The sequence below is a fragment of the Paraburkholderia sp. BL23I1N1 genome, assembly GCF_003610295.1.
Classification (GTDB): domain Bacteria; phylum Pseudomonadota; class Gammaproteobacteria; order Burkholderiales; family Burkholderiaceae; genus Paraburkholderia.
Genome location: NZ_RAPV01000001.1, coordinates 5,981,529 through 6,005,988, shown reverse-complemented (window position 1 = coordinate 6,005,988; position 24,460 = coordinate 5,981,529). Strand labels below are relative to the sequence as shown.

The window sequence follows — 24,460 nt, the reverse complement described above, 5'->3', positions numbered from 1 at the left end:
TTTGCATTGCGTCAGATCGCGGGCGAACTGTCAGGCACGCCGGCCGTCCACTTGTGCGGCGCGGCGCGCGCGTTTTTCCGCAATGCGCTTCATGCGGCGCGTCTGCATCACGACCAGCGCCTGATAGGCCGCCGGCAACGTGCGCGCCAACCAGTCGGCGGCGCGCGCATCGCGGCCGATCAGCACGCGCCGCTTGTTCTTGCGCACGCCGTCGAGAATCACGCGCGCGGCTTCGTCGGCGGTGGTGATAAAAAACTTCTCGAAGTCGTCCTTGCCTTGCTGTTCGTTTTCCAGCATGAAGCCGACCATATTCGACGAGATGCGGCTCGATTGCGCGATGCTCGTGCGAATGCCGCCCGGGTGTACACAGGTCGCCGATACGCCGCACTTCATCAGATCGAGTTCCTGGCGCAACGCTTCTGTGAAGCCGCGCACGGCGAATTTGGTCGCGTTGTAGCCGCTCATGCCGGGTTGCGAGAAGAGGCCAAACACGCTCGACGTATTGACGATGTGTCCCGCGCCCGACGCCTTGATATACGGCAGAAACGCCTTCGTGCCGTGCACCACGCCCCAGAAATTGATGCCGACGATCCACTCCAGGTCGGCGTACTCCATTCCTTCGATGGTGCTCGACAGCGCCACACCCGCGTTGTTGAACACGAGGTTCACGCGCTGATGCTGCGCGGCCGTTTCGGCGGCCCATTCGAACATCGCCGCGCGGTCCGACACGTCGAGCACTCGCGTGGTGATGCGCAGCGGCGAGCCGACGATATGCGGCGCGGCGGCCTGCGCGAGCTGCGCGGTTTCGGCGAGGCTCGTGGCATTGCGGTCGGCGAGCGCGAGGTGGCAGCCTTCGCGCGCCAGCCGGATTGCGAGCGAACGGCCCATGCCCGAGCCTGCGCCGGTGATCGCGGCCACTCTGTCGGTAAAGTTCTTCATTGGCTTATCTCCTGTCCTCTCTGAACGGTGCCTTGTCGTTATGTTTATTCAGGTTGCTTCCGCGGATGTCGTGGCCGCTGTCGTCACGGCAGTGCCGTGCGTATGCAGAGCCTGCTGTTGCGAGCCCGCATGTCCACTCAGCGGCTGCGGGGTAGGCGAATACGCGAGGTAGTCACCCATGCTGAAAGTGCGGGTCGCCTGGCGGAATTTATAAGCGAATCCGGGCCACAGCGTGGTGTTCTTGCCGGTCTTCGGATCGAGATACCAGCTCTTGCAGCCGCCCGTCGACCAGATCGCGCGGCCAAGTTTCTGCTGGATCTGTTCGTTGTAGGCACGCTCGACATGCGGGCGCACCTCGATCGCAGCGGCGCGTTCCGCGTTCATCGTCTTCAGTGCGCGCAGAACGTATTCGACCTGCGATTCGATCATGAACACCATCGAGTTGTGACCGAGGCCGGTGTTCGGGCCGACGATCATGAAGAAGTTTGGATAACCAGGCAGTGTCGTACCGAGATAGGCGTGCGCGCCGTCGCGCCATGTATCGACGATATCAACGCCGCCGCGGCCACGCACCACGCCCGCCGGAAACGGATCGGCCACCTGAAAGCCGGTGCCGAAGATCAGGCAATCGGCCGGATGACGCGTGCCGTCGGTCGTGATCACCGCGTCTTCTTCCACACGGGCGATGCCCGTGGTCGTCACCGATACGTTCTGCCGTGACAGCGCGGGGAAGTAGTCGTTCGAGATCAGGATGCGCTTGCAGCCCATCGTGTAGTTCGGCGTGAGCGTGGCGCGCAATTGCGGATCGGGCACCTGGCGGCGCAGATGCCGCTCCGCGACTTTCTGTGCGGTCTTCATGAGCGAAGGATGAATCGCGAAGCCGACAGCACGCGATTCGAGCATGCAGTAGAGCGCCGAACGCATGATCTTCTGCGTGAACGGCAGATGCCTGAATAACCACTGTTCGAACGGTTTCACCACACGGTCGGCCTTCGGCATGATCCACGGCGGCGTGCGCTGGAACAGGTTCAGATGCGAGACGCGTGGCGCGATCTGCGGCACGAACTGAATCGCGCTCGCCCCCGTGCCGATCACCGCGACGCGTTTGCCTTCAAGCGGATACGTGTGATCCCAGTGCTGCGAGTGGAACGCCTTACCCTTGAATGTCTCGATGCCCGGAATATTTGGCACGGCGGCGCGCGAGAGTCCGCCCATTCCCGAGATCAGCACGCGCGCCGACCATTGCAGCCCGTTTGCGAACGTCAGTTGCCAGCGGTGACGGGTTTCGTCGTAGATTGCCGAGGCAAGCTCATGACCGAAGCGCAGATGACGCTGGATGCCGAACTTCTGCGTGCACTGTTCCAGATACGCGCGAATTTCCGGCTGACGTGCGAACATGCGCGTCCAGCGCGGATTCGGAGCGAAGGAGAACGAATAGACGTGGGATTGCACGTCGCAGGCACAACCGGGGTAGTGGTTGTCACGCCAGGTGCCGCCGACCGACTCGGCTTTTTCGGCGACGATGAAATCCGTCATGCCGGCTTGCCGCAGACGGATCGCCATGCCGAGGCCGGCAAAGCCTGAGCCGATGATGGCGATATCGGTATCGATAGGCGCGGATGCGTTGGGCGCCGCGTCGTCGAGGGGCATCATGCGTGCGTTCATCCGATCCGTCTCCTTGTTGTCCGTTCTTAACTGTTACATTGACTAATGTAACAATAGGGGCTGTCAACGGATGACGCAAGCAGCGGGTTAGACGCAATACTGTTCACTTGATGACCGCTTTCGGTGAAATTCGCTGATTCAGCGGCTCCGATCGTCGGCGTATCCGGAAGTTCGACATCTTTCGCTTCACGCCGCGGGGATTACGCTTGCCGCGGCTTTGCACGGCACGCCCACTGGCGATTTCCCGCAGTAAGCTGAGCCTCCAACTTTGCCACTGCTCAGGGGGGAACGGCCGCCGCCTCGGGCAGGCGTCGGTTCAACACGCGTACGGCATGAACGAACGATAAGTCTTCCGGGTGCTGCCCGCTGTCCTGGGCAGCCTCATACATCAGTCGACGGATCGCCGCGTGGGTAAGCATTAACGCATAGAACTCCTGACGGACCAGATCAGGCGTCTTGCTACGCAGCACCTTCTTGCCGTCGCACAGATGTGTCTTGATCTCGTCAAACATCTCTTCTATTTTCCAGCGCCGGTGGTACAGCGCCGCGAGTTCTATGGCAGGCGCCACCGCTGCGTCCAGCAGATTGGTGATCAGGCGATACTGCGGCTCGGCATCAGGCACACCTTCCAGGCGATACTCGATGACCCGCACCTGCATGCCGTTGCGCTGGTGTCGCCTGTCGGTGTCACTGGCATAGACAGTGCTCAGGTACGAACCATCTGCCAGCGGCACTTCGCACGGCAGCCGCAAATTCGACTTCACGCGCCACAGCAGCTTCGCTCCGGTGGCCACCGCGTCGCGCCACATGTCATAGCCATAGAACAGGCGATCGGCCAGCACCAGCATGTCGTCCGAGAATGCCGGAAACAGCTGGCGTGTGAGCGCCTGTTCGCTGTGCTCGCATACCCCGCCCATCTGGACCTCACACAGCGCGTGCGTCGCACATTCGGCCAGCGCTACGAAGCGAATCTGCGGATACGCGGCCTCACCGCGCCCTCCCTGCGCATATCCGAACGCTTGCGCATTGGCCTTCTCATCGGGCACATCCAGCGTGGAGCCGTCCACGCTCATGACCCGATAGCCCGCATAGTCGCCGCCTGCGGTTCGTGGGTGTTGCGCCGCCTGCCGGGCGAACAGCTCGCGCATCACCTGCCATCCCAGGCGTGCGCGACCCTGCGAGATCGCCGCCTTGCTGACCTGCGCGTCGCGTACCTGGTCGCCGTAGATGCGCCGCAGTCCCTCGATCACCAGACGAAACACTTCCTCATAGGCCACGCGCGGATACAGGCACATCGCCATCACGAAATACACCAGCACTTCACGCGGCATGTCGCGGCGCACGCGCGTCTGCACGCCGCACTTCGTGAGCGCCTCCTTGACCTGTCCCAGGGAGCAGTTCAGCGCCAGATACCCCACCGCCAGATAGTCCGCGAGCCGCGCCCCGCCTGGCAGCGTTGCTTCCGTTCTTGCCATCCTTCAAGCTCTTCTTGTTGGTTCAGAGGCTTGAAAGTTAACACAAATTTGAGCTTGTTAACAGTATTGGGGTTAGACGGGAAACTCTATGGAGCGGAGAAGGTTGTGGCGCAAGGCGCAAACGGCGACGGCGCGGGCGAGGGCGAGGGGAGGGCTTCGAGACTAATGCGGAAGCGGATGCCATTCCGCTATGTGAAAAATGCTGGGCGGATTCGCTTTGGAAATCCGCCCGGCTTACAGCTTTAGCGCGTTATTGGACCGAAGCCTTCGGCGCGGCAATCACGCGAGCCGCGGCAGACTCGTCCGCGTCGTTGCTTTGCACGATATGCAGTTCACGGGTGCGAACCGGCAAGCCGCAGTGGGCGTCGTTGAGTGTTTGACGGACCCGGCGAGCGAGATCCCAGCGCATGTCCCAGAACGTGTCGATGTTGGCCCACACGCGGATGTTCAGGACCACGGTGCTGTCGTCGAAACGGGCCACCATCACCTGCGGCGCGGGCTTTTGCAGCGCGCGCGGGTCGGCAGCGGCGAGATTGCGCAGTGCGGCCAGCGCCTGGTCGACGTCGTCACGCACGGAGATTTCCACTTCCAGATCGAGGCGGCGGGTCGGATTGCGGTTGTAATTGCGGATCGAATTGCTCCACAGCGCGCTGTTCGGCACGTATTCGCAAATGCCGTCGGCTTTCGTGAGGCGTGTCGTGAACAGGCTGATTTCTTCGACCGTGCCCGCGACGGTGCCCGTGCCGGCTTCAATCGAATCGCCCACCTTGAACGGTCGCAGCAGCAACAGCATGATGCCGGCCGCGATGTTTTGCATCGTACCCTGCAGCGCGAGACCAATAGCGAGGCCGGCGGCGCCGAGCACTGCGACGATGCTCGCCGTCTGGATACCCAGTTGCGACAGCGCGCCGATGATCGAGATGACGCGAATGCTCCACAGGCAAGTGTCGCAGATGACCGGACGCAGCGTGGTGTCCATGCGCGACTGGCTCGCGAGCAGCCGGTTGAGCGAGCGTGCAACGCGGCGGGCGACCCACCAGCCCACCACCAGTATCAATGCGGCCGCGCACAGGTGCATCGAGATCGTGGAGAGTGCGTCCCAGAGGAAGGTCCACCGGTCAGGGTGAATCTCAGCGAGTAAATTCTGCATAACCTTGACGGTCCTGATTTTTTAAGCAGCGGCGTATTGTTCGCCGCATGGGTTACAAGAAGCATGGATACCGTATGCCCGCGAAACGCGAGTGAAGGGCAGGTATCCGGAGAACGACGCAATTAAAGCGTGCAAAAAATGGACCGTTTCGCAAATGGAAAGTTCTGCCCGTACACCCTTTTTAACAAAATGAGTGTCCGGATGCGAAAGGGCGCGCGGCGCGCATGGCGACGTGAGGGGCGTGTTGTCGTGGTCCCGTCATGGAATGAATGACGGGTGACCCGTGAAATGAGGCGGTGACCTGAGAAGCTATTCCTCAGGCCGGCGCAGCGTCAAGGCATTATTTGATACGGACGACGAAGTAACGTGTCCTGCCGTGTTTTAGACCAACCAGCGTCTATTTTCCCGTAAGACTGGCTGCCACCTCGCGGTTCTGCCAGACGTTGTCATTCACGGTGATCTTTTGCGGAATCAGATGCGCGCCATAAAACGCATCGGCAACGACCTGTTGGGAGCGCACGATCTCGTCGGTGACGGCGGTAGTGCCGTACGGATATCGGCGCACCCAGGTTTCGACCAGCTTCTGATCGAGACCGACCTTCGGCGCAATCAGCGCGGCGGTTTCAACCGGATGCGCGTTCACCCACAGGCCGGCGGTGCGCAACTGCGCGAGAATCGCGCCGACCACATCGGGATGCTGCTGGGCGAAATCGCGCGTGGCCTCATAGAAGTTATAGGGACTGTTGAGCCCCGAATAATCGACCAGCGTGCGTGCCTTCAGCGCCTGTTGTGCGGAGGCATAGTAAGGGTCCCAGATCGCCCATGCGTCGACGGTGCCGCTTTCGAAGGCCGCGCGCGCGTCCGCGGGCGCCAGATACACCGGGCGAACGTCTTCGTAACGCAGGCCGGCTTTTTTCAGCGCTTCGAGCAGCAGATAGTTCGCGCTCGAACCTTTCTGCAGCGCGACGCGCTTGCCCTTCAACTCCGCCACGCTACGCAGCGCCGAAGCGCTGCGGACCAGAATCGCTTCGGCGTGCCGCCCGGACGGCTCCGCGCCGACATAGACGAAGCGCACGCCGCCGGCCTGCGCGAACACCGCTGGAGGTGCGCCGGTGTAGCCGAAATCGATGCTGTTGGCGTTCAGCGCTTCGAGCAATTGCGGGCCGGCCGGAAACTCGAACCACTTGATGCTGTAGCCGAGCGGCTTGAGCTTTTCGTCGAGCGAGCCTTGCGCCTTGAGTACCGCGAGCAAGCCTGATTTCTGATAGCCGATACGCAGCACGTTGGCCGGCTCGCTGCCGCTGCCGTTACCGCTACTGCTACTGCTGTTCTGCGCTGTTGCGCTCAATGTGGTGAGCGCCGCCAGCAATGCGGCGGCGATGTGCAGTGAGATACGGGTATGACGGGCCATCGTGCGACTCTCCATTGCGTTCGATTGATCGAAGATCGTCGCATGGACGTCCCGCCGATCAAACGAAGCAATGCAGATTTGAATATGACGCGCACGCGAAGGGGAATGGAAACGCTCGCATAAATCGCGACAGGAAAGGCGCGTGTCACCACGCATGTCACGACGCATGTCACAAGCGCGGTTGGCCGCGAGCGCCCGCAGGAACGGCTATTTTTTCGGCTTGTTTTTCGTGGCCGCCGTGCCCTCGGCCGGATGGCCCAGCTTCTTTTCCATGATCGCCGCGACGCGGTCGCCGAGATAATCGCCGGAGGCTTCTTCCAGCGCGCGATTCATTTCGCTTTCGACCAGCACCATCGCCAGTGGCCGCACACGCCAGATCGCGTCGACCAGTGCGGGCACGTCGGCGGGCGGGGGCAGCGCGTCGGGATCGTAACGGTCCAGTTGACGGACCACCAGATCGACCAGCGCCTTGGCGACCGCATTGAAATGCGGCCTTGCAACGCCAACGGCGTCGAGCAGGTCGGCGAGCGGAATGCCTTCTTTCGCCATGGTCGCGCCGGCGGCCAGCGCTGTGGGGCTGCCGGATACGAAGGAGAGCCCGTCGCGCTCCAGCAAACCCAGATCGACCGCTTTACCGAGTGCACTTGGCGAGGCTTTGTCGCCGAACATGTGCAGCAATTCGATCAGCGAGTATTTTTTGGGCCGTTCGCGTGACCAGCGGCCGCCGATCGCGGTTTCGAGGCCGAGAATCGAACGCAGATCGTGGCCTTCGTCCACCGCCATGATCAGGTCCTGGATGTTCGCAAGCGTGTAGCCGCGCGCGAGCAGATGGTTGATCAGCTTCAGACGCGACACATGCGTGTCGTCATACACGCCCACGCGGCCGCGCTTTTCCGGCGGCGCGAGCAGGCCGCGGTCCTGATAGGCGCGCACGTTGCGCACGGTGCTGTCGGTGACGCGCGCGAGTTCGTCGACCGTGTATTCGTTGCGCGGCGCGTCGCTTGGCCGGACGTTCGAGTCGGCGGGCAAGGGCGGAAAGGGGGGCTGCGGTTTGGGCATGGGGGGATTTTAACGCGGCGCACCTAGTCGCAAATTGCGATGATCTGGTTCAACTGCTCGCACGCGGCTGCAAAGACTTCATCGGGTACACGTTTCCACGGATGCGCTTTCGCGCCCCGCGCTCGCCAGTCAAACGACTTGGGCTGGTGTCCAAGCACGTAGCTCGTAACGTTTTTTGGTCCCTGAAATCTGATGGCAAACGGATTCGTGTCGTTGAACCTGGCTGTCGTCATCGGGAGTCCGATAACGATGCTGGTTCGCTCGTTGAATGGCTTCGGTGACAGGACCAGCATGGGGTGCAAATCCTTCATCTCGCGACCGACCTGAGGGTTGCAGTCAATCCAGATAATGTCGCGGCGATCCGGCACCCACACAGCGCCTGCCATCAGAACACCTCCGCACCGACGCGACCGGTGATCATCGCCTCACCGCCGTGCGTTGCAGGATCGAACGCCGCCAGCTTTTCCGCGAGCGTGAGCTTACGCGGCCCAACCGGCTTTACCGTCACGCCGATCTCGTCAGTCGTCACTTCGACTTCCTGGCCGACCTCGAAATGCGCCGAGCGTGCGACAGCAGCGGGAATGCGGACAGCCAGGCTGTTTCCCCACTGCTGGATCCTGAGCGTTGCTGTTTTTGCCATGATTCCAACCTCCTATGGACGTTTAAACAAGTTTATACGTCCAACGAGAAGGTTTCAACATGTTTATACGTTCCGGGCGGGCAGGATGTAAACAGTTCTTCGTCAAAGTTAGCGGGGCGGCCAGCCGTTTGCTGAATGTCAACACACTGTTGCAGCGGTTTGGGTGCACCAGCGCGGTGGTTCGAGGCAGGGGGCGACGGGGGAGCGACGGGAAAAGGCCGCTTCGCGAAGAGCCGCCTTTCCAAGGCCGGGGTGACACTCGGCGCTTTATCCGCGGCCCTGCGGCACGTCGTCCGGTGCGCTCGAATCGCCCACGCCCAGTGGGCGCTGCATCAACGTGGTATCGAGCCAGCGGCCGTGCTTGAACCCGACCGCCTTCAACGTGCCGGTCAATTCGAAACCCAGTTGTGTATGCAGGGACAGCGAACCACCGCTGCCGCCGTCGGCGATCACGGCGACCATCTGGCGCCACGGTCCGGTTTCGCAACGTTCGATCAGCGCCTGCAATAGCACGCGCCCCAGGCCTCGCCCACGATACGCGTCGCTCACATAGATCGAATCTTCGATCGTGTTGCGATAGGCGGCGCGCGGCCGGTACGGCGTCGCGTAGCAATAGCCGGCGATTTCACCGTCGATCTCGGCGACCATGTAAGGCAGCCCGTGGCTGCGCACGGACGCGAGCCGCGTGCGCAGATCGTCGACGGAAGGTGGGATTTCTTCGAACGAAGCAACCCCGGTCAGCACGTGGTGCGCATAGATCGCCTGGATCGCGGGCAGATCGGCTTCGGTGGCGTCGCGGATCAAGGGCGCGGCGGGCGGCTGGGTGGAGGCTGAATCAGTTGTATGGGGTGTGGAGGGCGCGGGGCGGGTGGTGCTCATGCGTGTTCCTGTCGTGGCCGGTGAGTCTGCGGATACGTTTTACTATGCCCGCCGCGCGCGCGAATTTGAAGCGCGTCAAAATTCGCCATGAGCTATAGACGGTATCGGCGTATGCGTAGGTGACTGGCGCGACTGAGGTAGGGTGCGTTCGGTGTAGGCAGAAGTGATTGATGTGTCCGAGGTGTCGCGCGTAGCGCCCGTCCATGCGACTGTGCCGGGCGCTACGGATTTCCTCGCGCAGATGCGTGCACGCGGTGTGTTTTCCGGCGCTCAGCTATGCGAGTACATATCCGGCTGTGTCACATGCCCGCGGTAATGCCGGTGATGCTTTGCCTTGTGCTTCGGCTTGGCCTTGGTCTTGGCCGGAGCATGTTCCGCGGGTTGTGGTTGCGGTTGAGGCTGGGCTTGCATCGGCTGCGGTTGCGGCTGTTGGGCCTGTGCGGCCGGCGCGGGCGCCGGATGGGTGTTGCCGGCCGGCAGCGCGCTCTGGCCTTCGCCGAAGCGAAAGGTTTGCGAGGTCTGGGCGTACGCGGTGGCGGACAGCGTCAGGGCGGCGAGCGCCACGCAAATCGAAAACTTCATGAATCCATTCTCCTTGTGAACGAGCCGGTGAGGATACCGCAAGGCGGCCTCCGGCTTCTTTGGCAAGGTGTGACGTTCCTCATGGTCGAGCAGAACGTTAGCGTCGCGCTGGAGATCGCGCATGACGGCTATGTGTTGCAGACCGTCCGCGTCATGCTCGAAAGCACGGCTGGATTCAAAGATCGAACTGGTCGAATTCGCTTTGCAGTTCGCGATTACGTGCAACGCGTTCGTCGATGCCCGGCCCGAGCCGTTCGACAATCGCGGAGATCAGCAGGTTGAACAGGCAGGTAAGCGGCGCCAGCGAATCCCAGAACTGACCGACATCGGTTTTCACCTGCAACAGATCGCCGTCGAACTCGCGCGCCCACGGGCAGTAAATATCGGTGACGAGCGCGAAGGGCAGGCCACGGCGCGTGGCGGCTTCGCAATAGCGGCGCGCGATCATCGAGTAGGCGCGCGTATCGGTGATGATCAGATAGGGCGATTTGAACTCGGAGTTCAACGAATCGACATAGGAGCCCGACATGCCGTCCGAATAGAAGACGCGCGGGCGGATGTACTCGAGGTAGCTGTAGAACGCGTTGCTGATGCCGCGCGTGGACTGAATGCCGAGGATATAGACGGCGTCCGCATTTGAAATACGGTCGGCCATGCGGGCGAACACCGGCGATTGCGCAAGGCAGTAGACATGCTGGATCGCGCCGATTTCAAGTTCGAGCGAGTGGGCGAGAGCGGGGTTGGGGGCGGAGTTGGCTGCGCCGGGCTCGCTTGCGGCGAGTGTGGCTTCGTCGTGCTGACCGGAGGTGCGGCGAAATGCGTCGAGCCGGTCGGTAATCAGCCACGGGCGTTCCTGCGCGCCGCGCAGTTCGCGCTTCAGGTCGTCGAGGTTCTGGTAGCCGATGCTGCGTAAAAACCGGCCCACCGAGATGCCGCTGGTGCCGGCTTGCTGGGCGATCTGATCGGCGGTTTCGAGGCCGAGCCGCTCGAGATTCGCCAGCATGTAACTGGCGACGCGTTTGGATGTGGGCGTGAGTTCGGCAAAGCGGGCTTCGACGGTTTGAGCAAAAGCGGTCGGCATCGTAGTCGCGGCGCGGGTGGTGGATCGATCATCAGGATGATGACATATTCAACCGACAGCCAACCGCGCGGTCCCAAAAATGCGGACGCGCTCGCGCGGGCGAAACCCTGTTCAGACTGCCGGCCGCACCGGCGCGGTCCGCGAGAAGCGCCGCGCGCCCGCTACACACGCCACCACCACGACCGTCACCAGGATCATCGCGGGCGGCACCTGTTCGTGCAGCAGCAAGCCGGCGAGCAGCAAGCCGAAAAACGGCTGCAGCAACTGCAGTTGCCCGACCCCCGCGATGCCGCCGAGCGCCAGCCCGCGATACCAGAACACGAAGCCGATCAGCATGCTGAAGAGCGACACGTAAGCGAGCCCCCACAGCGCCGCGTGGCTCACGCCTTCAAACGAGGCCGGCCGCGTCCACAAAGCGAGCGGCAGCATCACCGGCAGCGACAGCACCAGCGCCCACGAAATCACCTGCCAGCCACCGAGATGGCGCGACAGCCGCGCGCCTTCGGCATAACCGAGGCCGCAGACGACGATCGCCGCCAGCATCAGCGCATCGCCGATTGGCGACGCGTCGATGCCGTGGCGCAAGGCGAACGCGACCACCGCGCCGCTGCCGAGCGCCGAGAACACCCAGAACGCCGGCTGCGGGCGCTCGCCGCCGCGCAGCACGCCGAAGATCGCGGTGAACAGCGGCAGGAGCCCGACGAACACCACGGCGTGCGCGGCGTTGACGTGGCGCAGCGCGAGGGCGGTCAGGAGCGGAAAGCCGACCACCACGCCGAGCGCGACCACCACCAGCGGAATGAGATCGCGCCTGGCGGGCCGCGCCTCGCGAAACACCAGCAGGAGCAACAGACCCAGCGTGCCCGCGATGGTCGCGCGGGCGACCGTCAGAAACACCGGATCGAGGCCTTGCACGGCGATGCGGGTGGCGGGCAGCGAGCCGCTGAAAATCAACACGCCCACCATGCCGCTCACCCAGCCGTTCGTTGTCTTGTCCATCGAAAGAGTCCGTGCGCATCGAAAATAGAATGCATAGCATCCGCTTTTCCGCTGCAAAGGGTAAGCTACGGATCAGTACAATTCGTACAAACTGTACCGAACATGGAGCAGTACAGATGGCGGAAAGTGATAGCAAGCGAGCGGCCTCGGGCGCGCAAATCGGGGCACAAACCGGCGCACAAGCCGGCGCACAAACCGGCGCACAAGCCGGTACGCGGGTCGGTACGGTGATGGACAGCTTGCGCGAGCGTATCGCGAGCCGTTCGCTGATGCCGGGCGCGCGCGTGCCGTCGATCCGTGCGATGACGGAGACACTCGGTGTGTCAAAGTCGACAGTGGTGGAAGCGTACGACCGGCTGGTCGCGGAAGGGGTGATCGTGGCGCGGCGCGGTTCCGGCTTTTTCGTGTCGGGTCATGCGCCGCCGCTCGCGCTCGCCGATCTCGGGCCGCGGCTGGATCGCGAGGTCGATCCGCTGTGGCTCACGCGGCAATCGCTGGAGGCCGGTGCGAAGGTGTTCAAGCCGGGTTGCGGCTGGATGCCGCCCTCATGGCTGCCGGAAGACGGCGTGCGCCGCGCGTTGCGTGCCGTGGCGCGCGATCCGCAGTCGCCGCTCGCCGACTATGCAAGCCCGCTCGGGTTACCCGCGCTGCGTCAGCAACTCGCCTGGCGGCTTGCGCAGCATGGCGTGGCGGCGCCGCCCGAACAGATCGTGCTGACCGACGGCGGCACGCATGCGCTCGATCTCGTCTGCCGTTTTCTGCTCGAACCCGGCGACACGGTCCTGATCGACGATCCGTGCTACTTCAATTTTCAGGCGCTGCTGCGCGCGCACCGTGCCCGCATCGTCGGTGTGCCTTATACGCCGTCCGGCCCCGATCTGGCGGCATTCGAGCGCGCGTTGATCGAGCACCGTCCGCGGCTTTACGTGACCAATTCCGCGATCCACAATCCGACCGGCGCCACGCTTGCGCCGGCCGTCGCGCATCGGCTGCTGAAACTGGCGGGCGAGCACAATCTGCTGATCGTCGAGGACGATATCTTCGCCGATTTCGAGGACGAACCGGCGCCGCGTCTCGCGGCGTTCGACGGTCTCGCGCGGGTGGTCTCGATCGGCAGTTTTTCGAAGACCTTGTCTGCGGCCGTGCGCTGCGGCTACATCGCGGCGCGCAGCGAATGGGTCGAGCCGCTGGTCGATCTGAAGCTGGCCACCTCGTTCGGCAACGGCCAGCTTGCTGCGAGCGTCGTGCATCGGCTGCTGGTGGATGGCACGTACCGGCGGCATCTGGAATCGATGCGCGCGAAACTCGCGGACGCCATGAGCGAGACGATCAGGCGGTTGGGCTACGCAGGGCTGGAAGTGTGGACGCGGCCGCGCGCCGGTATATTCGTGTGGGCGCGCCTGCCGGATGCGCTCGACGCCGCCGACATCGCGCGTCACGCGTTGGCCGAGAGCGTGGTGTTCGCGCCGGGCAATGTGTTCAGTGCGTCGCAATCGGCGGCCGGTTTTCTGCGCTTTAACGTGTCGCAGTGCAACCGGCCGAAGGTGTACGAGGCGCTGCAACGGGCAATGGATGTGTCGGCCGCAGCGAAAGAGCACGCCTGAACGCGCGCTCGTCGCCACGCCACATTACTTGCATAGCAAAAGCAGACGCTCCTGATCCGTGCAGGCGGCGTGCGGTTTCTGAGCGGCTTGGGCCTGCGCTTGCGCCGCCGTCGCGCTGATCCCCGCGTTCCGGTTCGTGATACACGCGCGCAAATGTTTCTCCACGGGGCCGTAGTATTTCCATCCGCGCACGAGCGTCGGCAATTCGAGTTTCACCTGCTTCCACTTCGGATGCCCGTGTTCCTGCAGATTGTCGAAGTTGGCGCATAACGAGTCGGCAAAATGATTCAGGTTGCCGACGGTATCGCGCAGCCCGTAATCGTAGGTGACGAGAAAGGCCTTCACCGTCAGCGTGGGGACGTCTTCTTTCAGCCAGTTCGGATAGCTGGTTGCGCGGAGCGTGGCGGGAAAATACGTTTGCTTCGCGCGAGCGGTTTCGGGTGCGTTGGGATCGACCCTCAGAGGGCGGATCTGTTGCAGCAGTTCGGGGTTCATGTCGGTGAACAGTTTCGCCGGCTGCCCGACCACGATGATCGCAACATCCACCTTCTTGACGATCAATGCGGCCAGCGCGTCTTCGTTACTCAGGTGCTGGATGTTCTGCTCGGGAATGCCCTGCCCGAACATCAGGTGATAGAGCGTCGTGGCCGATTGAGCGGTGCCGCTGCCGATGAGACCCACGCTGATGCTCTTGTCCTTGATGTCGGCGAAGGTTTTCATTGGCGAGTCCGCGCGCACCACGACGTTAATTTCCTCGTCATAGAGCGGCATGATGAGCCGGAGCGGCCGGATTGTCGTGCCCGCGTCGGTATTGCCGGCGTTGGCCATGTCGATATAGGCCTGATACACGTCGGACTGCACCAGCGCGAGCTTTACGCCCGGCTCGAAGCGCATGCGCTGAACGTTCTCGGCCGAGCCCTTCGATGCCATCACGTCCAGGTCGATGCCCGCCGGCTGCGCGACCCATTTCGACAGATCCTGGCCGATCTGAATATACGTGCCCCGTTCCGGACCGGTGACGATCTTGTAGTGCGCAGGCTCGGCGCTTGCCATCGAAGACACGATCATCAGCAGCAGCCCCAGCCATCCCGCCAGAAGTCTCTTCAGCATGATCTACCTTCCTATCGGTCAGGGTTGAACTGCTTCTCGCGCCGGCACGCGCGAAGCACCGGCGAGCCGGCTTGCCCGCTCATGTTCGGTGTGCTGCGCGTGCCTTGTCCGTCTGTTTCCGCTCAGTGGGCAAACGATCGCCGGTGCGATCGCGCGTGCCGTGATTCACGGCGGTCGGCGAGAGCAATCGATCTCGCCAACCGCTATGCAATTCGGTATCCAAACGATTTATCGATGAGCGGACTGTCTACCGCTGCATGCGGCTTGATTGGCGCCCAACCTGTCTCGTGAATTACGCGCTCGAGGATCGTTTTTGCGGCGTCGTTGCCGGTGTCGATCGCGAGCGCCTCGTTGGCGTGCTGACGTGCGCAGCTCCACGACTGTTGCGTTGCGCACGCTTGCGCTGCCTGCAACGCGGCGTCGCGGCGCGCGGCGAGCGGCTTCAATTCCGTCTGCAGGCTTTGCGCGTCGCTATTGCCGGGTTGCAGCGTTTGCGCTGCGCCAAGCGCCACCTGTGCCGCGGACAGATCGTTGGCGCGGAAGGCGAGACGGGCTGTCTGCAGCGCTTGCGCGGCATCGCGGAACTGCGGCGTCGCCGGTTTTACGGGCGCTGCGGCCAATGGCGGCGCGATGGGCATGGATGGCATCGCCGGTGCGGCTTTGGTGGGACTGGTGGGGCTAGGGACGGCGGGCTTACTCGCTGTCGCCTCTTTCGTCGATTGAGCCGGCGCGTAGGGCGCAATTGTGCCGGTTGCCGTCCTCGCGTCCTGGACGTTGTCTGCTGTCTGCTCGGCATTGCCGTTCTGCGATTCGCGGTTGTCGCTGAATAGCGCGTAAGCGACATACGCTAGTCCGATTGCGCCAATGGCCGCGATCGCGAGCAGCACCCGGCGCAACGGGACAGCACTGCGGCCTTCAGATTGCGGCGCGTCGGTGGAATGCGGCGGATCGGTGCGCGCAGGAAGCGACGCGAGTACCGGCAGTTGCAGCGGAGGCTCGATAGGAGCGGCTTCGTCGACAAACGCAGCCTGCACGGTGGGTTCGGTTTCAGCCGGCTCTGCCGGATCGAAGCCGCTCTTCTGCGCCGCCTTGTTCATGGCGCTAGCGCTGGCGCTGGCGCGGCTGCCGGGAATCACGGTGCGCTTGTGTGGGCCGGCGTCGAGTGGATGTACCGCGCCGCAATATGGACAATAGTCGACTTGCCGGTACAGGGCGCCGCCACAGCGTTTGCAGGGCATCGGAAAACTATGGCCGAGTATTGTCTGGGTGGACATGCTGTGGCCCCACCTGTGGAAAACAACGTCGTTACGGCATGCTCCAGATCGTGTTGAGGCAGGAGGTACGTCCGCGGAAATCACGATCCACATGCGCCGGAGAGCCTTGGGACGCAAGTTCTCGCTTGCGGTGCCGCTGCTTGAAATATGTGGCGTTTCGGTGAGAACGTCAATCGACGTTCTCACCTACCCCAGATGCGGAAAAGCACATTTGTAGGTATGACGAAACACTTCATATGTCGGCAGAACGAACAGGCGGGTCGTTTTTTTCACATCGATTGCGTGGCCATGACTTGCAGGCGAGCTAACGACCGCGGGCTCGGCGGAACGGAAGGGCGGCGACGAAAACAGAACGAGGTCGAAGCCCGTGGCGTTCGACCTCGTCATCAAGCGCTTGCAGAAAACGCTCGCAGAAAATGCCTGCAAAAACGCGATACGGAATCAGTGCTTGCGCAGCGGATGATCCTTCAGAAGCCACGCAAGTGCGAAGGCCAGCACCACCACGCAGGCCGCCGACAGATACACCGTATGCAACGCGCCGGCAAACGCCTGCAGATAATCGTCGCGCAACGCTTGCGGCAACTGGTGGATGGTGGCCGGCCCGAGCGCGTGCGGCAATTCGGTGTCGGGCGGAATCAGTTTTTCCAGGCGCGCGGCAAGGCCGTTCGAAAACACCGCGCCGAAACTGGCCACGCCGATCGAGCCGCCGATCGAACGGAACAGCGTCGCGCCCGACGTGGCGACGCCCATGTGCTTGAACTCGACCGTATTCTGCACGGCGAGAATCAGCACCTGCATCACCATGCCGAGGCCGCAACCGAGAATGCCCATGTCGATATACATCACATGAATCGGCGTGCTGATCTGCAGGCGCGCGAGCAGCAGCATGGCCACGGCCACGAGGAACGTGCCGGCGATCGGAAACATGCGGTACTTGCCGATCTTGCTGATCAGGCGGCCGGTCACCATCGACATCACGAACAGGCCGCCCATCATCGGCAGCATTTGCATGCCGGCTTCCGAAGGTGTCGAGCCCTTGACCACTTGCAAATAGAGCGGCAGGAAAGTGACCGAGCCGAACAGCGACACGCCGATGATGAAGCCGATCAGACTGCTCAGCAAAAACGTGCGTTGTTTGAAGAGTTCGAGCGGCATGATCGGTTCGACGGCGGTGCGCTCTTCGTGGATGAAACCCCAGATCGCCGCGAGCCCCATCCCTAACGTGAACCACAACTGCGGCGACGACCACGGCAGGATCGTGCCGCCCTGGCTCGTGAACAGAATGATGCAGGTGAGGGCGCCGGCAAGAAACGCGGCGCCCATGTAGTCGATGGTGTGCTTCACGTGCCGCACGTGCGGTTTGAAGACCGCGCCGATCACAGCCAGCGAAATGATGCCAAGCGGCAGGTTGATGTAGAAAATCCAGCGCCATGACAGATGCTCGACAAGAAAACCGCCGAGCAGCGGGCCGATCACCGTTGCGAGACCGAACACGCCACCGAAGACACCCTGGTAGCGGCCGCGTTCAGCCGGCGGAATCACGTCCGCGATCGCGGCCATCGTCACGACCAGCAGACCGCCGCCGCCGAGCCCCTGCAGCGCGCGCAGGATGATCAGCTGGGTCATGTCCTGCGCGATACCGCACAGCGCGGAACCGACGAGAAACACGATGATCGCCGTTTGCAGCACGATCTTGCGGCCGAACAGATCGCCGAATTTGCCGTACAGCGGCACGACGATGGTCGAGCTGAGCAGGTAGGCGGTCACCACCCACGAGAGGTTGTTGAGCCCGCCGAGTTCGCCGACGATGGTCGGCAGCGCGGTCGAGACGATCGTCTGATCGAGCGCTGCAAGCAGCATGACCAGCAGCAATGCCGGAAACAGCAGGCGGATCGGCGGGTGATCGGTTGCCTGCGCGCCGGGCTGCACCTCGGGCTGCGCGCCTGGCTGCATGAGCCCGGCGGGTTGAGTCGTTGTCGATTGGTCCATGGCACCACGGTGTTGAAATTAATTAATTCGGAGATTAATATATGCGACATCGCGTCACTCGTCAAATTGAATGCAATGGCAAGGATTCCGGCAGATGAACACAAAGTGAAACGCGCACCGCGCAAGACGGTCGCCGAGAAGACGCGCAAGCTTTCGAAGGCGGCGTCAACTTCCATGAGCGAACCGGCGAAGGCGGCATCCGCACCCCCGCGTCGCCCCGGCAGGCCTTCGGGTTCGGCTGGCGGCACGGAGCAACGCAGCCGTTTGCTGGACGCCGCGCTCGCCTTATTCGCGCGGCAGGGCATCGTCGACACGACGCTTGGGGAGATTGCCCGCGAGGCGGGTTTCACGCCGGCGATGATGCATTACTACTTCAAGACGCGCGATCAGCTGCTCGACGTGCTGATCGACGAGCGTTTCGTTCCCTTACGGCTGGAGATCGGGGTGCCGTTCCGGGAACATCCCGACGACCCGGTGGCGGCAATCACGCAACTTGCGCAGCGTTTGGTGCAGGTGGCGAGCGATAACCCGTGGTTTCCGTCGCTGTGGGTGCGCGAAGTGATCAGCGACGGCGGCCTGCTGCGCCAGCGTATGCATGAACGTTTCGGCGACGCGGCTCAGAAGGCGTCGCTGTCGGCCATCGAGCGCTGGCAAAAGGAAGGGCGCCTGAATGCGGGGCTGGAGCCGTCGCTCGTATTCGTCACGTTGCTGGGTCTGACGATACTGCCGCTGGCCGCCTCGAAGCTGTGGCGTAACGATCCCATGCGGCGCAATATCGGCGGCGCGGAGATCGCCCGGCATGCGGTGGCCTTGCTGATGCAGGGCATCGGTTCCGGCAAAGCGAACTGACATCCCGGCTGATTCATTCAGAATGACGATTTTGCCGCCACGCCTCGTACGCGGCCTTCGTCTTCTCGTTTGGCGGATAAGTGCCGGGCAAGGCAGCGCCGTCGCGAATACGCTCGGTGAGAAATGCTTCGAGTAGTTCCTGCTCGGCCGCGGCCTGCGCAACGTCGGCTGCCATTTTGCGCGGGATCACCACTACGCCGTCCGCATCGCCCACGATCACGTCGCCGGGAAACACGGCTACACCGCCGCAGCCGATCGGTACGTTGATATCCGCCGCATGGTGCCGGATCAGATTCGGCGGCGCGCTTGCCCCGGCGCAAAACACCGGCATGCCGAGCGCGACGATCGTCGTGCTGTCGCGTACCGGACCGTCGGACACCATGCCCGCCACGCCGCGCACCTGCAAGCGTTGCGAGAGGATCGAACCGAACGAGGCGCTGCCGCGCTCGCCGCGGCAATCCTGCACGAGTACATGGCCGGCCGGAATGGTTTCAACGCATTTGCGCTGCGCGTACTCCGGATCGGCAAATAGTTCGAGCACGTCGATATCTTCGCGCGAGGGAATATTGCGCAGCGTGAATGCCGGACCGACCAGATTCGCGCCACTGTGCGCGGCGAGCGGCGCGACACCCTGCATGAACGTATTGCGCAGGCCGCGCTTGAACAACTGGGTGGTCAACGTGGCGGTGCTGACGTGGCGGAGTGTTTCGAGCGTGGCGGAGTCGAGATCGGGCATGGTGTGTCGGGCGGCCTCAGGTTTAGGGCGGGGAGATGGCGCTCATCTGCCGTGTTGCGTCGCAGCGGCCGAACGCAGCCGCTGCGATCTCGCGCATCCGATGATAGCGCCGCCGTGGATCGCGCAGCAGGCTCGCGCAACCATGCCGGCGCAATCGTGCCGCGGCGTAACGGCGCAACTGACAAAAGCGCCGAGGCACGCAACATGCTACTTGAAGGGGTGGATGCAATCGCCGCGCGTGAAACGTAATCGCGCTGGCGTTGCAAGAGAGCATCAATGTTCAGCGCACACGCCTCGCGTACAAAGGCGGCGCACGCGGGTTTCTGTCAGCGGTCACGGCGAATCGGGTGGCGGCATCTGTCTGCCGGAGCAACGGCGCCGAGGGCCGGTTTTTCATCGGCGTGCAATTTTGGCGCGTTACTGTGCGCACGCGTTGCGCTCAGGCCATGTTTTACAATCGCGGGCCTGCATGCAACTCGACGCACGAAATCGAGTCGGAGCCATGAACAGCAATACCGCAGCCGCGCAAATTCGCGGCAAACAGCAGGGCGATATGTTGGCCGCATCTGACGGCCCAACCGGTTTTTTAGAGCAACAACAGCACATGAACGGAGCATTGAGACTCGATCAGGCCACGATCGTGCTCGTCGAAGACGACCCGGATAGCCGGGAATCACTGGCCTTGTTACTCGAGGCGGAAGGCGCGCATGTCGTCGCAGTGGCGGATGCGGAAGAGGGTGTCGAAGCGGCGCTGCGGCTGTTGCCTGACGCCGTGGTGTGCGACCTGGAATTGCCGGCCATGGACGGCTTTTATCTGATCCAGCGGCTGCGCGACCACGAGATTCGCGGCGACCACGCGCCTTCGGTAGCGGTGGCGCTCACGGGTCATACCGACGACGCTTACCGCTTGCGCAGCATCGGCGAAGGCTTCCAGCATTTCATGACCAAGCCGGCTTTGCCGGAGGACCTCGTGACGCTATTGCACGATGCGATCGACGCCCGCGCGGCGGGCTGAACGGTCTTGCAGGCGGGTGGCGGGTTCTTGCCGCCGCATCTCGGGCGGCAAGCTTGCGCGCGAAGTAACAGTCAGCAAAGGGTCAGCTAAGGGTCGGCAACCAGATTGAAGATCTGATTGCCGGCGGTACTGTTATTTGCCGGCGCCGACCGGCGTTGCGGCACTGGCACCGGCGTTGGCTGCTTCTGCTGCCGCTTTTGCTCCCGCTTCTGCTCCCGCTTCTGCTGCCTGACAGGCGGCACACAATCCCTTCAATTCGATTTCATCGCTGGCAATGCGATAGCCCGCGTCTTCGATTTGCGCGACGAGCGCCTGGCGCAGCTTGGGCTGATGCAGTTCGGTGACGTTGCCGCATTGCTGGCAGACCACCAGAATGCCGTGCTGGCATTGCGTCAGGTCGTGGCAGACGGTGAACGCATTGATCGATTCGATGCGATGGACGAGCCCGGCCGAAAGCAGAAAATCGAGCGCCCGGTAAACCGTGGGCGGCGCCGAGCCGGGGTGAATCTGGCGCATATCGTCGAGCAACGAATACGCCTTGGTGGCGCGCCCGGAATTAAGCAGCAATTCGAGCACTTTGCGGCGAATTGGCGTGAGTTTTTCGCCGCGTTCGCGGCAATATTCGTCCGCGAGAGTCAGTGCGGCTTCCTGCGATTGACCGTGCTCACCATGCAGGTGCCCCGGCTCATGATGATGAGCGGAGGCGGCAAGGGTGGTTTTATCGGCGGTCGCGGCGGGCTTGGCGGTCTTCATGCGTCGATTATAAAGGCCATCGTGCTTCGCTGTGCCGGTGTCCGGTGCGCTTGCCGGTCGCAGCTGGGCGCTGCCGCAAGGCATGAGTCCGCCGATGAGGCCGCCGGACTCAATCGAGCTTCACCGCAAAGCCGCGCTGCACGCCGGGCCGCGCGAACAGCGCCGTGTACCAGCGTTGCACGTTCGGGTAGGTGGCGAGGTCGACTTTGTGCCGTTCGTGACGCCATGCCCAGCCGAGAATCGCAAAATCCGCCACTGACAATTCGCCCGCCACGAACTCCGTTTGCGCGAGGCGCCGGTCGAGCACGCCGTACAGGCGGTGGGTCTCGTCCGAATAGCGCTTGAGGCCATACGCGCGGTCGGCGGCCGATTCGAGCGCGGCGAAATGGTGTACCTGGCCCGGGATCGGCCCGAAACCGCCCATTTGCCACATCAGCCATTCGAGGACCGGGACGCGTTCGCGCAGCGTCTTCGGCAGGAATTTGCCGGTCTTTTCGGCCAGATACAGCAGCACCGCACCCGACTCGAACACGCTGATCGGCTGGCCGTCCGGCCCGTCTGTATCGACAATGGCAGGAATCTTGTTGTTCGGGCTGATCTGCAGAAAATCGGGCTGGAACTGATCGCCACGGCCGATGTTGACCGGTTGCACCGTGTAAGGCAGTTCCATTTCTTCGAGCGCGACGCTGACCTTGCGGCCGTTCGGCGTGCCCCATGCGTAAAGCGTGATTGTCATGTCGGATGGCCGCCGGATGGCCCAGGTCGGTGTTAAGTCAGGGGGAAATCGACGTACTTCTTGAACCCCGGGCGTGTCGCAAGCCGCGAATACCAACGCTCCAGATTCGGCAGCGGGGGACGTTCAACGCCGTCCAGCCCGAACCAGCGTTTCGCGTACGCGCCGATCACGATATCGGCGAGCGTGAACTTCCCGCCTTCGAGGAAGAAGCGGCCTTGCAGATGGTTGTCCAGCAGGCGCCACAGCAACGTAACCGCGGCGAAGTCGCTGGCGAGCCTGGCCGTGTCGCGCTCGGTGGCGGGCGTGCGCACTAGAGCCCAGAACACGGGCCGTTCCGCGGGTTGCAGCGTGGTGAGCGACCAGTCGAGCCAGCGGTCGATGCAGGAGCGCAGTCTCGGCTCGGACGGATACAGGAGGCTCGATTCGCCGTATTGCAGCACCAGATAGCGCAGGATCGAGTTCGATTCCCACAGCACGAAGTCGTCGTCGACCAGCGTCGGAATCTTGCCCGTAGGGTTCATTGCCAGATAGTCGGGCTCGTTGTTGCGGCCGAATTGCAGGCCCGCGTCGATGCGTTCGTACGGCAGCACGAGTTCGTCGCAACACCACAAGACTTTCTGTACGTTGACCGAGTTGGCGCGTCCCCAGATCGTAATCATCCGGCAAATCCTTTTTTACATGGCGGTTGGCAAGCCGCGCGCGGCGCGCGGCGTTCAGCGAGTAACGATACACGATACCGTGGTTTTGCACGCCGGCAACGCGCGGGCGTTGCGTACAATGAGCGCACCCGAATACGACGAGGCACCGCATGGCCCGCATTGTCCCCGACGACTGGAAGAGCCTCGCCGCCACCGGTGCGGCGGCACGCGAACGCGAAACCCTCGCCTTGCTGGAAGATGCGCTTCCTGATGGCTACACGGTCTATCACGGCGTGCATTGGACCCGCCTGAACCAGAATTTCTCGGTGTTCGGCGAAGCCGATTTCGTGATCGTCAGTCCGGCCGGGCGTGTGATGATCGTCGAACAGAAAACCGGTTTCCTGCGCGAAACGCCGAAAGGACTCGTCAAGGTCTATCTCCAGACGGAACGCAATGTGGCGATCGCGCTCGCGCACACCGTCGAAACGCTGCACCGGCGCTTCACCGCGGCGTTCGGCGCGGGTACTTATTTCATCGAAGAGCTGCTGTATTGCCCGGACCACATTGTCAAAGACGCGGCCATTGCCGGCGTCAATCCCGCGCGGATCGTCGACGCGACGCGTAAGGACCGGCTTGCCGCGATCATTCGCGAAGCCTTGTCGGCCGATGAAGCGCGTCTCGCCTGCGCCCCGAAAATCCACCACTTTCTCGCCGACGAACTCGCGCTCACGCCCGACGCCAGCGCGCTGGTCGGTCAGGCCGGCACGCTCGTCACGCGTCTGGCGGGCGGCCTCGCGACCTGGGCGCGGCGGCTCGAGTTTTCGCCGTTCCGGCTGCGCGTGATCGGCACGGCCGGCTCCGGTAAAACCCAACTCGCGGTGCAGGTGATGAAGGAGGCGGTGGGGCGCGGGCAGCGGCCTTTGTATGTGTGTTTCAACCGGCCGTTGGCGGATCACATCGCGCGGGTTGCGCCGCCCGAGGCGAAGGTGGCGAACTATCACCAGTTGTGTGACTGGATTGCACGCGACGCGGGTCGCGAGCCCGATTTTCAGTCCGGTGACGTGTTCAACTGGCTTGAAACGACTTTCGCCGAAACGCCGATCGACGCGCGCTGGCAATTCGACGTGCTGATCGTCGACGAAGGGCAGGATTTCCAGCAGCCCTGGGTGGCTGCGCTCGCCCGCCTGTTGCGGCCGGGCGCCGCGTGGTGGTGGCTCGAAGATCCGCTGCAGAATCTGTATATGCGCGAGCCGGTTGAGTTGCGCGGCTGGACCACGCTGAAAGAAACCACCAATTACCGCAGTCCGCGCGACATTCTCGATTATGTGCGCGACGTGGTGGGCGCTTCGGTGCCGGTGGCGGCGGGTCTGGCGTCGGGCAGTCCGTTCGACGGCTCCGACATTTCGCTCTCCGTCTACGACGAAGCGAATGCTGCCGAAGGCAGCATCGAGGCGACCAAGCGGGCGATCACGCAGGCTTTGTCACTCGGCTTTCGCAAACAGGACATTGCCGTGCTCTCGTTTCGCGGCCGCGAAGGCTCGGCGATGACCGCGCAGGATCATCTCGGCCCGCATCGGTTGCGTAGTTTTACCGGTAAGTACGATCTGTTCGGCAACCCGGCGTACCGCGAAGGGGATGTGCTGTTCGAATCGATCTATCGCTTCAAGGGGCAGGCCGCGCCTTGCGTGATTCTCACCGAAGTCGACTTCGAATCGTTCGACGAACGTATCGCGCGCAAACTGTTCGTCGGCGCTACGCGCGCGACGATGAAGCTGATCATTGTCGCCTCACAGCGGGCCGCGCGGCATCTGCATCTGCGCGACAGTAAGGACGGGAAAGAAATGAAAGAGCTCAGGGAGGCGAAAGAAGCCTAACG

Annotated in this window: 23 protein-coding genes and 1 pseudogene; 5 read left to right on the top strand and 19 right to left on the bottom strand. The window is 62.9% G+C overall.

Annotated elements, in window-relative coordinates:
- Nucleotides 1-30: 30 nt before the first annotated feature.
- The 10 genes from B0G76_RS28090 to B0G76_RS28045 form a co-directional block, all read right to left on the bottom strand.
- Nucleotides 31-939, bottom strand: a complete 909-nt coding sequence (locus tag B0G76_RS28090; protein WP_120295376.1) for an SDR family oxidoreductase — start codon at nucleotides 937-939, stop codon at nucleotides 31-33.
- Nucleotides 940-987: 48 nt separating this feature from the next.
- On the bottom strand, nucleotides 988-2,604 hold the full coding sequence (locus tag B0G76_RS28085; protein WP_120295375.1) for an NAD(P)/FAD-dependent oxidoreductase: 1,617 nt from the start codon (nucleotides 2,602-2,604) through the stop codon (nucleotides 988-990).
- A 278-nt stretch (nucleotides 2,605-2,882) separates the two neighbouring features.
- Nucleotides 2,883-4,079: an IS4 family transposase gene (locus B0G76_RS28080; RefSeq protein WP_120289567.1), complete on the bottom strand. Its 1,197-nt coding sequence runs from the start codon at nucleotides 4,077-4,079 to the stop codon at nucleotides 2,883-2,885.
- Nucleotides 4,080-4,329: 250 nt separating this feature from the next.
- Nucleotides 4,330-5,229 (bottom strand): mechanosensitive ion channel family protein, encoded by a 900-nt coding sequence (locus B0G76_RS28075; RefSeq protein WP_120295374.1) that lies wholly within the window; start codon nucleotides 5,227-5,229, stop codon nucleotides 4,330-4,332.
- Nucleotides 5,230-5,626: 397 nt separating this feature from the next.
- Nucleotides 5,627-6,640 (bottom strand): sulfonate ABC transporter substrate-binding protein, encoded by a 1,014-nt coding sequence (locus B0G76_RS28070; RefSeq protein WP_120296884.1) that lies wholly within the window; start codon nucleotides 6,638-6,640, stop codon nucleotides 5,627-5,629.
- Nucleotides 6,641-6,847: 207 nt separating this feature from the next.
- Nucleotides 6,848-7,699 carry a MerR family transcriptional regulator gene (locus B0G76_RS28065; RefSeq protein ID WP_120295373.1) on the bottom strand — a complete coding sequence of 284 codons (852 nt, stop codon included), beginning with the start codon at nucleotides 7,697-7,699 and terminating at the stop codon, nucleotides 6,848-6,850.
- Between the two features lie 23 nt (nucleotides 7,700-7,722).
- A complete protein-coding gene (locus B0G76_RS28060; RefSeq protein ID WP_120295372.1) occupies nucleotides 7,723-8,085 on the bottom strand; it encodes a type II toxin-antitoxin system PemK/MazF family toxin in 363 nt (120 codons plus the stop codon).
- Nucleotides 8,085-8,339, bottom strand: a complete 255-nt coding sequence (locus tag B0G76_RS28055) for an AbrB/MazE/SpoVT family DNA-binding domain-containing protein (RefSeq protein WP_120295371.1) — start codon at nucleotides 8,337-8,339, stop codon at nucleotides 8,085-8,087. Before B0G76_RS28055 ends, B0G76_RS28060 begins: the two co-directional genes overlap by 1 nt.
- 267 nt (nucleotides 8,340-8,606) lie before the next feature.
- On the bottom strand, nucleotides 8,607-9,218 hold the full coding sequence (locus B0G76_RS28050) for a GNAT family N-acetyltransferase (RefSeq protein ID WP_120295370.1): 612 nt from the start codon (nucleotides 9,216-9,218) through the stop codon (nucleotides 8,607-8,609).
- A 270-nt stretch (nucleotides 9,219-9,488) separates the two neighbouring features.
- A complete protein-coding gene (locus B0G76_RS28045) occupies nucleotides 9,489-9,800 on the bottom strand; it encodes a hypothetical protein (RefSeq protein ID WP_120295369.1) in 312 nt (103 codons plus the stop codon).
- 63 nt (nucleotides 9,801-9,863) lie between these two features.
- Here B0G76_RS28045 and B0G76_RS44935 point away from each other — a divergent pair.
- Nucleotides 9,864-10,082: pseudogene (locus B0G76_RS44935) on the top strand (hypothetical protein); the annotation flags it as partial.
- Here the strand turns inward: B0G76_RS44935 and sapR are convergent.
- Together sapR and B0G76_RS28030 are read right to left on the bottom strand one after the other, a co-directional pair.
- Entirely contained in the window at nucleotides 9,976-10,881 is a 906-nt protein-coding gene (gene sapR, locus B0G76_RS28035; RefSeq protein ID WP_120295368.1) for a sap1 transcriptional regulator SapR, read from the bottom strand. The pseudogene B0G76_RS44935 and the gene sapR sit on opposite strands and share 107 nt — an antisense overlap.
- A 111-nt stretch (nucleotides 10,882-10,992) precedes the next feature.
- Nucleotides 10,993-11,880, bottom strand: a complete 888-nt coding sequence (locus B0G76_RS28030; protein WP_120295367.1) for a DMT family transporter — start codon at nucleotides 11,878-11,880, stop codon at nucleotides 10,993-10,995.
- A gap of 230 nt (nucleotides 11,881-12,110) precedes the next feature.
- On the opposite strand from B0G76_RS28030, the gene B0G76_RS28025 reads away from it, so the two are divergent.
- Nucleotides 12,111-13,484 (top strand): PLP-dependent aminotransferase family protein, encoded by a 1,374-nt coding sequence (locus B0G76_RS28025; protein WP_120296883.1) that lies wholly within the window; start codon nucleotides 12,111-12,113, stop codon nucleotides 13,482-13,484.
- 24 nt (nucleotides 13,485-13,508) lie between these two features.
- Here B0G76_RS28025 and B0G76_RS28020 read toward each other — a convergent pair whose 3' ends face one another.
- The 3 genes from B0G76_RS28020 to B0G76_RS28005 all read right to left on the bottom strand — a co-directional run bounded on the left by B0G76_RS28020 (nucleotide 13,509) and on the right by B0G76_RS28005 (nucleotide 17,857).
- On the bottom strand, nucleotides 13,509-14,594 hold the full coding sequence (locus tag B0G76_RS28020) for a TAXI family TRAP transporter solute-binding subunit (RefSeq protein WP_120295366.1): 1,086 nt from the start codon (nucleotides 14,592-14,594) through the stop codon (nucleotides 13,509-13,511).
- Between the two features lie 203 nt (nucleotides 14,595-14,797).
- Entirely contained in the window at nucleotides 14,798-15,868 is a 1,071-nt protein-coding gene (locus tag B0G76_RS28015) for a hypothetical protein (protein ID WP_120295365.1), read from the bottom strand.
- Nucleotides 15,869-16,309: 441 nt separating this feature from the next.
- Nucleotides 16,310-17,857 carry an MDR family MFS transporter gene (locus tag B0G76_RS28005; protein ID WP_183082161.1) on the bottom strand — a complete coding sequence of 516 codons (1,548 nt, stop codon included), beginning with the start codon at nucleotides 17,855-17,857 and terminating at the stop codon, nucleotides 16,310-16,312.
- A 75-nt stretch (nucleotides 17,858-17,932) separates the two neighbouring features.
- Between B0G76_RS28005 and B0G76_RS28000 the strand changes: the two genes are divergently transcribed.
- Nucleotides 17,933-18,706, top strand: coding sequence for a TetR/AcrR family transcriptional regulator (locus tag B0G76_RS28000; RefSeq protein ID WP_120296882.1), 774 nt, complete (start codon nucleotides 17,933-17,935; stop codon nucleotides 18,704-18,706).
- Between the two features lie 13 nt (nucleotides 18,707-18,719).
- Here the strand turns inward: B0G76_RS28000 and B0G76_RS27995 are convergent, their stop codons facing one another.
- A complete protein-coding gene (locus B0G76_RS27995; RefSeq protein WP_120295362.1) occupies nucleotides 18,720-19,442 on the bottom strand; it encodes a ribonuclease activity regulator RraA in 723 nt (240 codons plus the stop codon).
- Nucleotides 19,443-19,944: 502 nt separating this feature from the next.
- On the opposite strand from B0G76_RS27995, the gene B0G76_RS27980 reads away from it, so the two are divergent.
- On the top strand, nucleotides 19,945-20,457 hold the full coding sequence (locus tag B0G76_RS27980) for a response regulator (protein ID WP_120295359.1): 513 nt from the start codon (nucleotides 19,945-19,947) through the stop codon (nucleotides 20,455-20,457).
- A 132-nt stretch (nucleotides 20,458-20,589) separates the two neighbouring features.
- On the opposite strand, the gene B0G76_RS27975 is transcribed toward B0G76_RS27980, so the two are convergent.
- The 3 genes from B0G76_RS27975 to B0G76_RS27965 all read right to left on the bottom strand — a co-directional run bounded on the left by B0G76_RS27975 (nucleotide 20,590) and on the right by B0G76_RS27965 (nucleotide 22,605).
- Nucleotides 20,590-21,210 (bottom strand): Fur family transcriptional regulator, encoded by a 621-nt coding sequence (locus B0G76_RS27975; protein ID WP_120296880.1) that lies wholly within the window; start codon nucleotides 21,208-21,210, stop codon nucleotides 20,590-20,592.
- A gap of 109 nt (nucleotides 21,211-21,319) precedes the next feature.
- Nucleotides 21,320-21,946 (bottom strand): glutathione S-transferase N-terminal domain-containing protein, encoded by a 627-nt coding sequence (locus B0G76_RS27970; RefSeq protein ID WP_120295358.1) that lies wholly within the window; start codon nucleotides 21,944-21,946, stop codon nucleotides 21,320-21,322.
- 32 nt (nucleotides 21,947-21,978) lie between these two features.
- Nucleotides 21,979-22,605, bottom strand: a complete 627-nt coding sequence (locus B0G76_RS27965) for a glutathione S-transferase family protein (RefSeq protein WP_120295357.1) — start codon at nucleotides 22,603-22,605, stop codon at nucleotides 21,979-21,981.
- A gap of 149 nt (nucleotides 22,606-22,754) precedes the next feature.
- Between B0G76_RS27965 and B0G76_RS27960 the strand changes: the two genes are divergently transcribed.
- Nucleotides 22,755-24,458: an ATP-binding domain-containing protein gene (locus tag B0G76_RS27960; RefSeq protein WP_120295356.1), complete on the top strand. Its 1,704-nt coding sequence runs from the start codon at nucleotides 22,755-22,757 to the stop codon at nucleotides 24,456-24,458.
- Nucleotides 24,459-24,460: the final 2 nt, after the last annotated feature.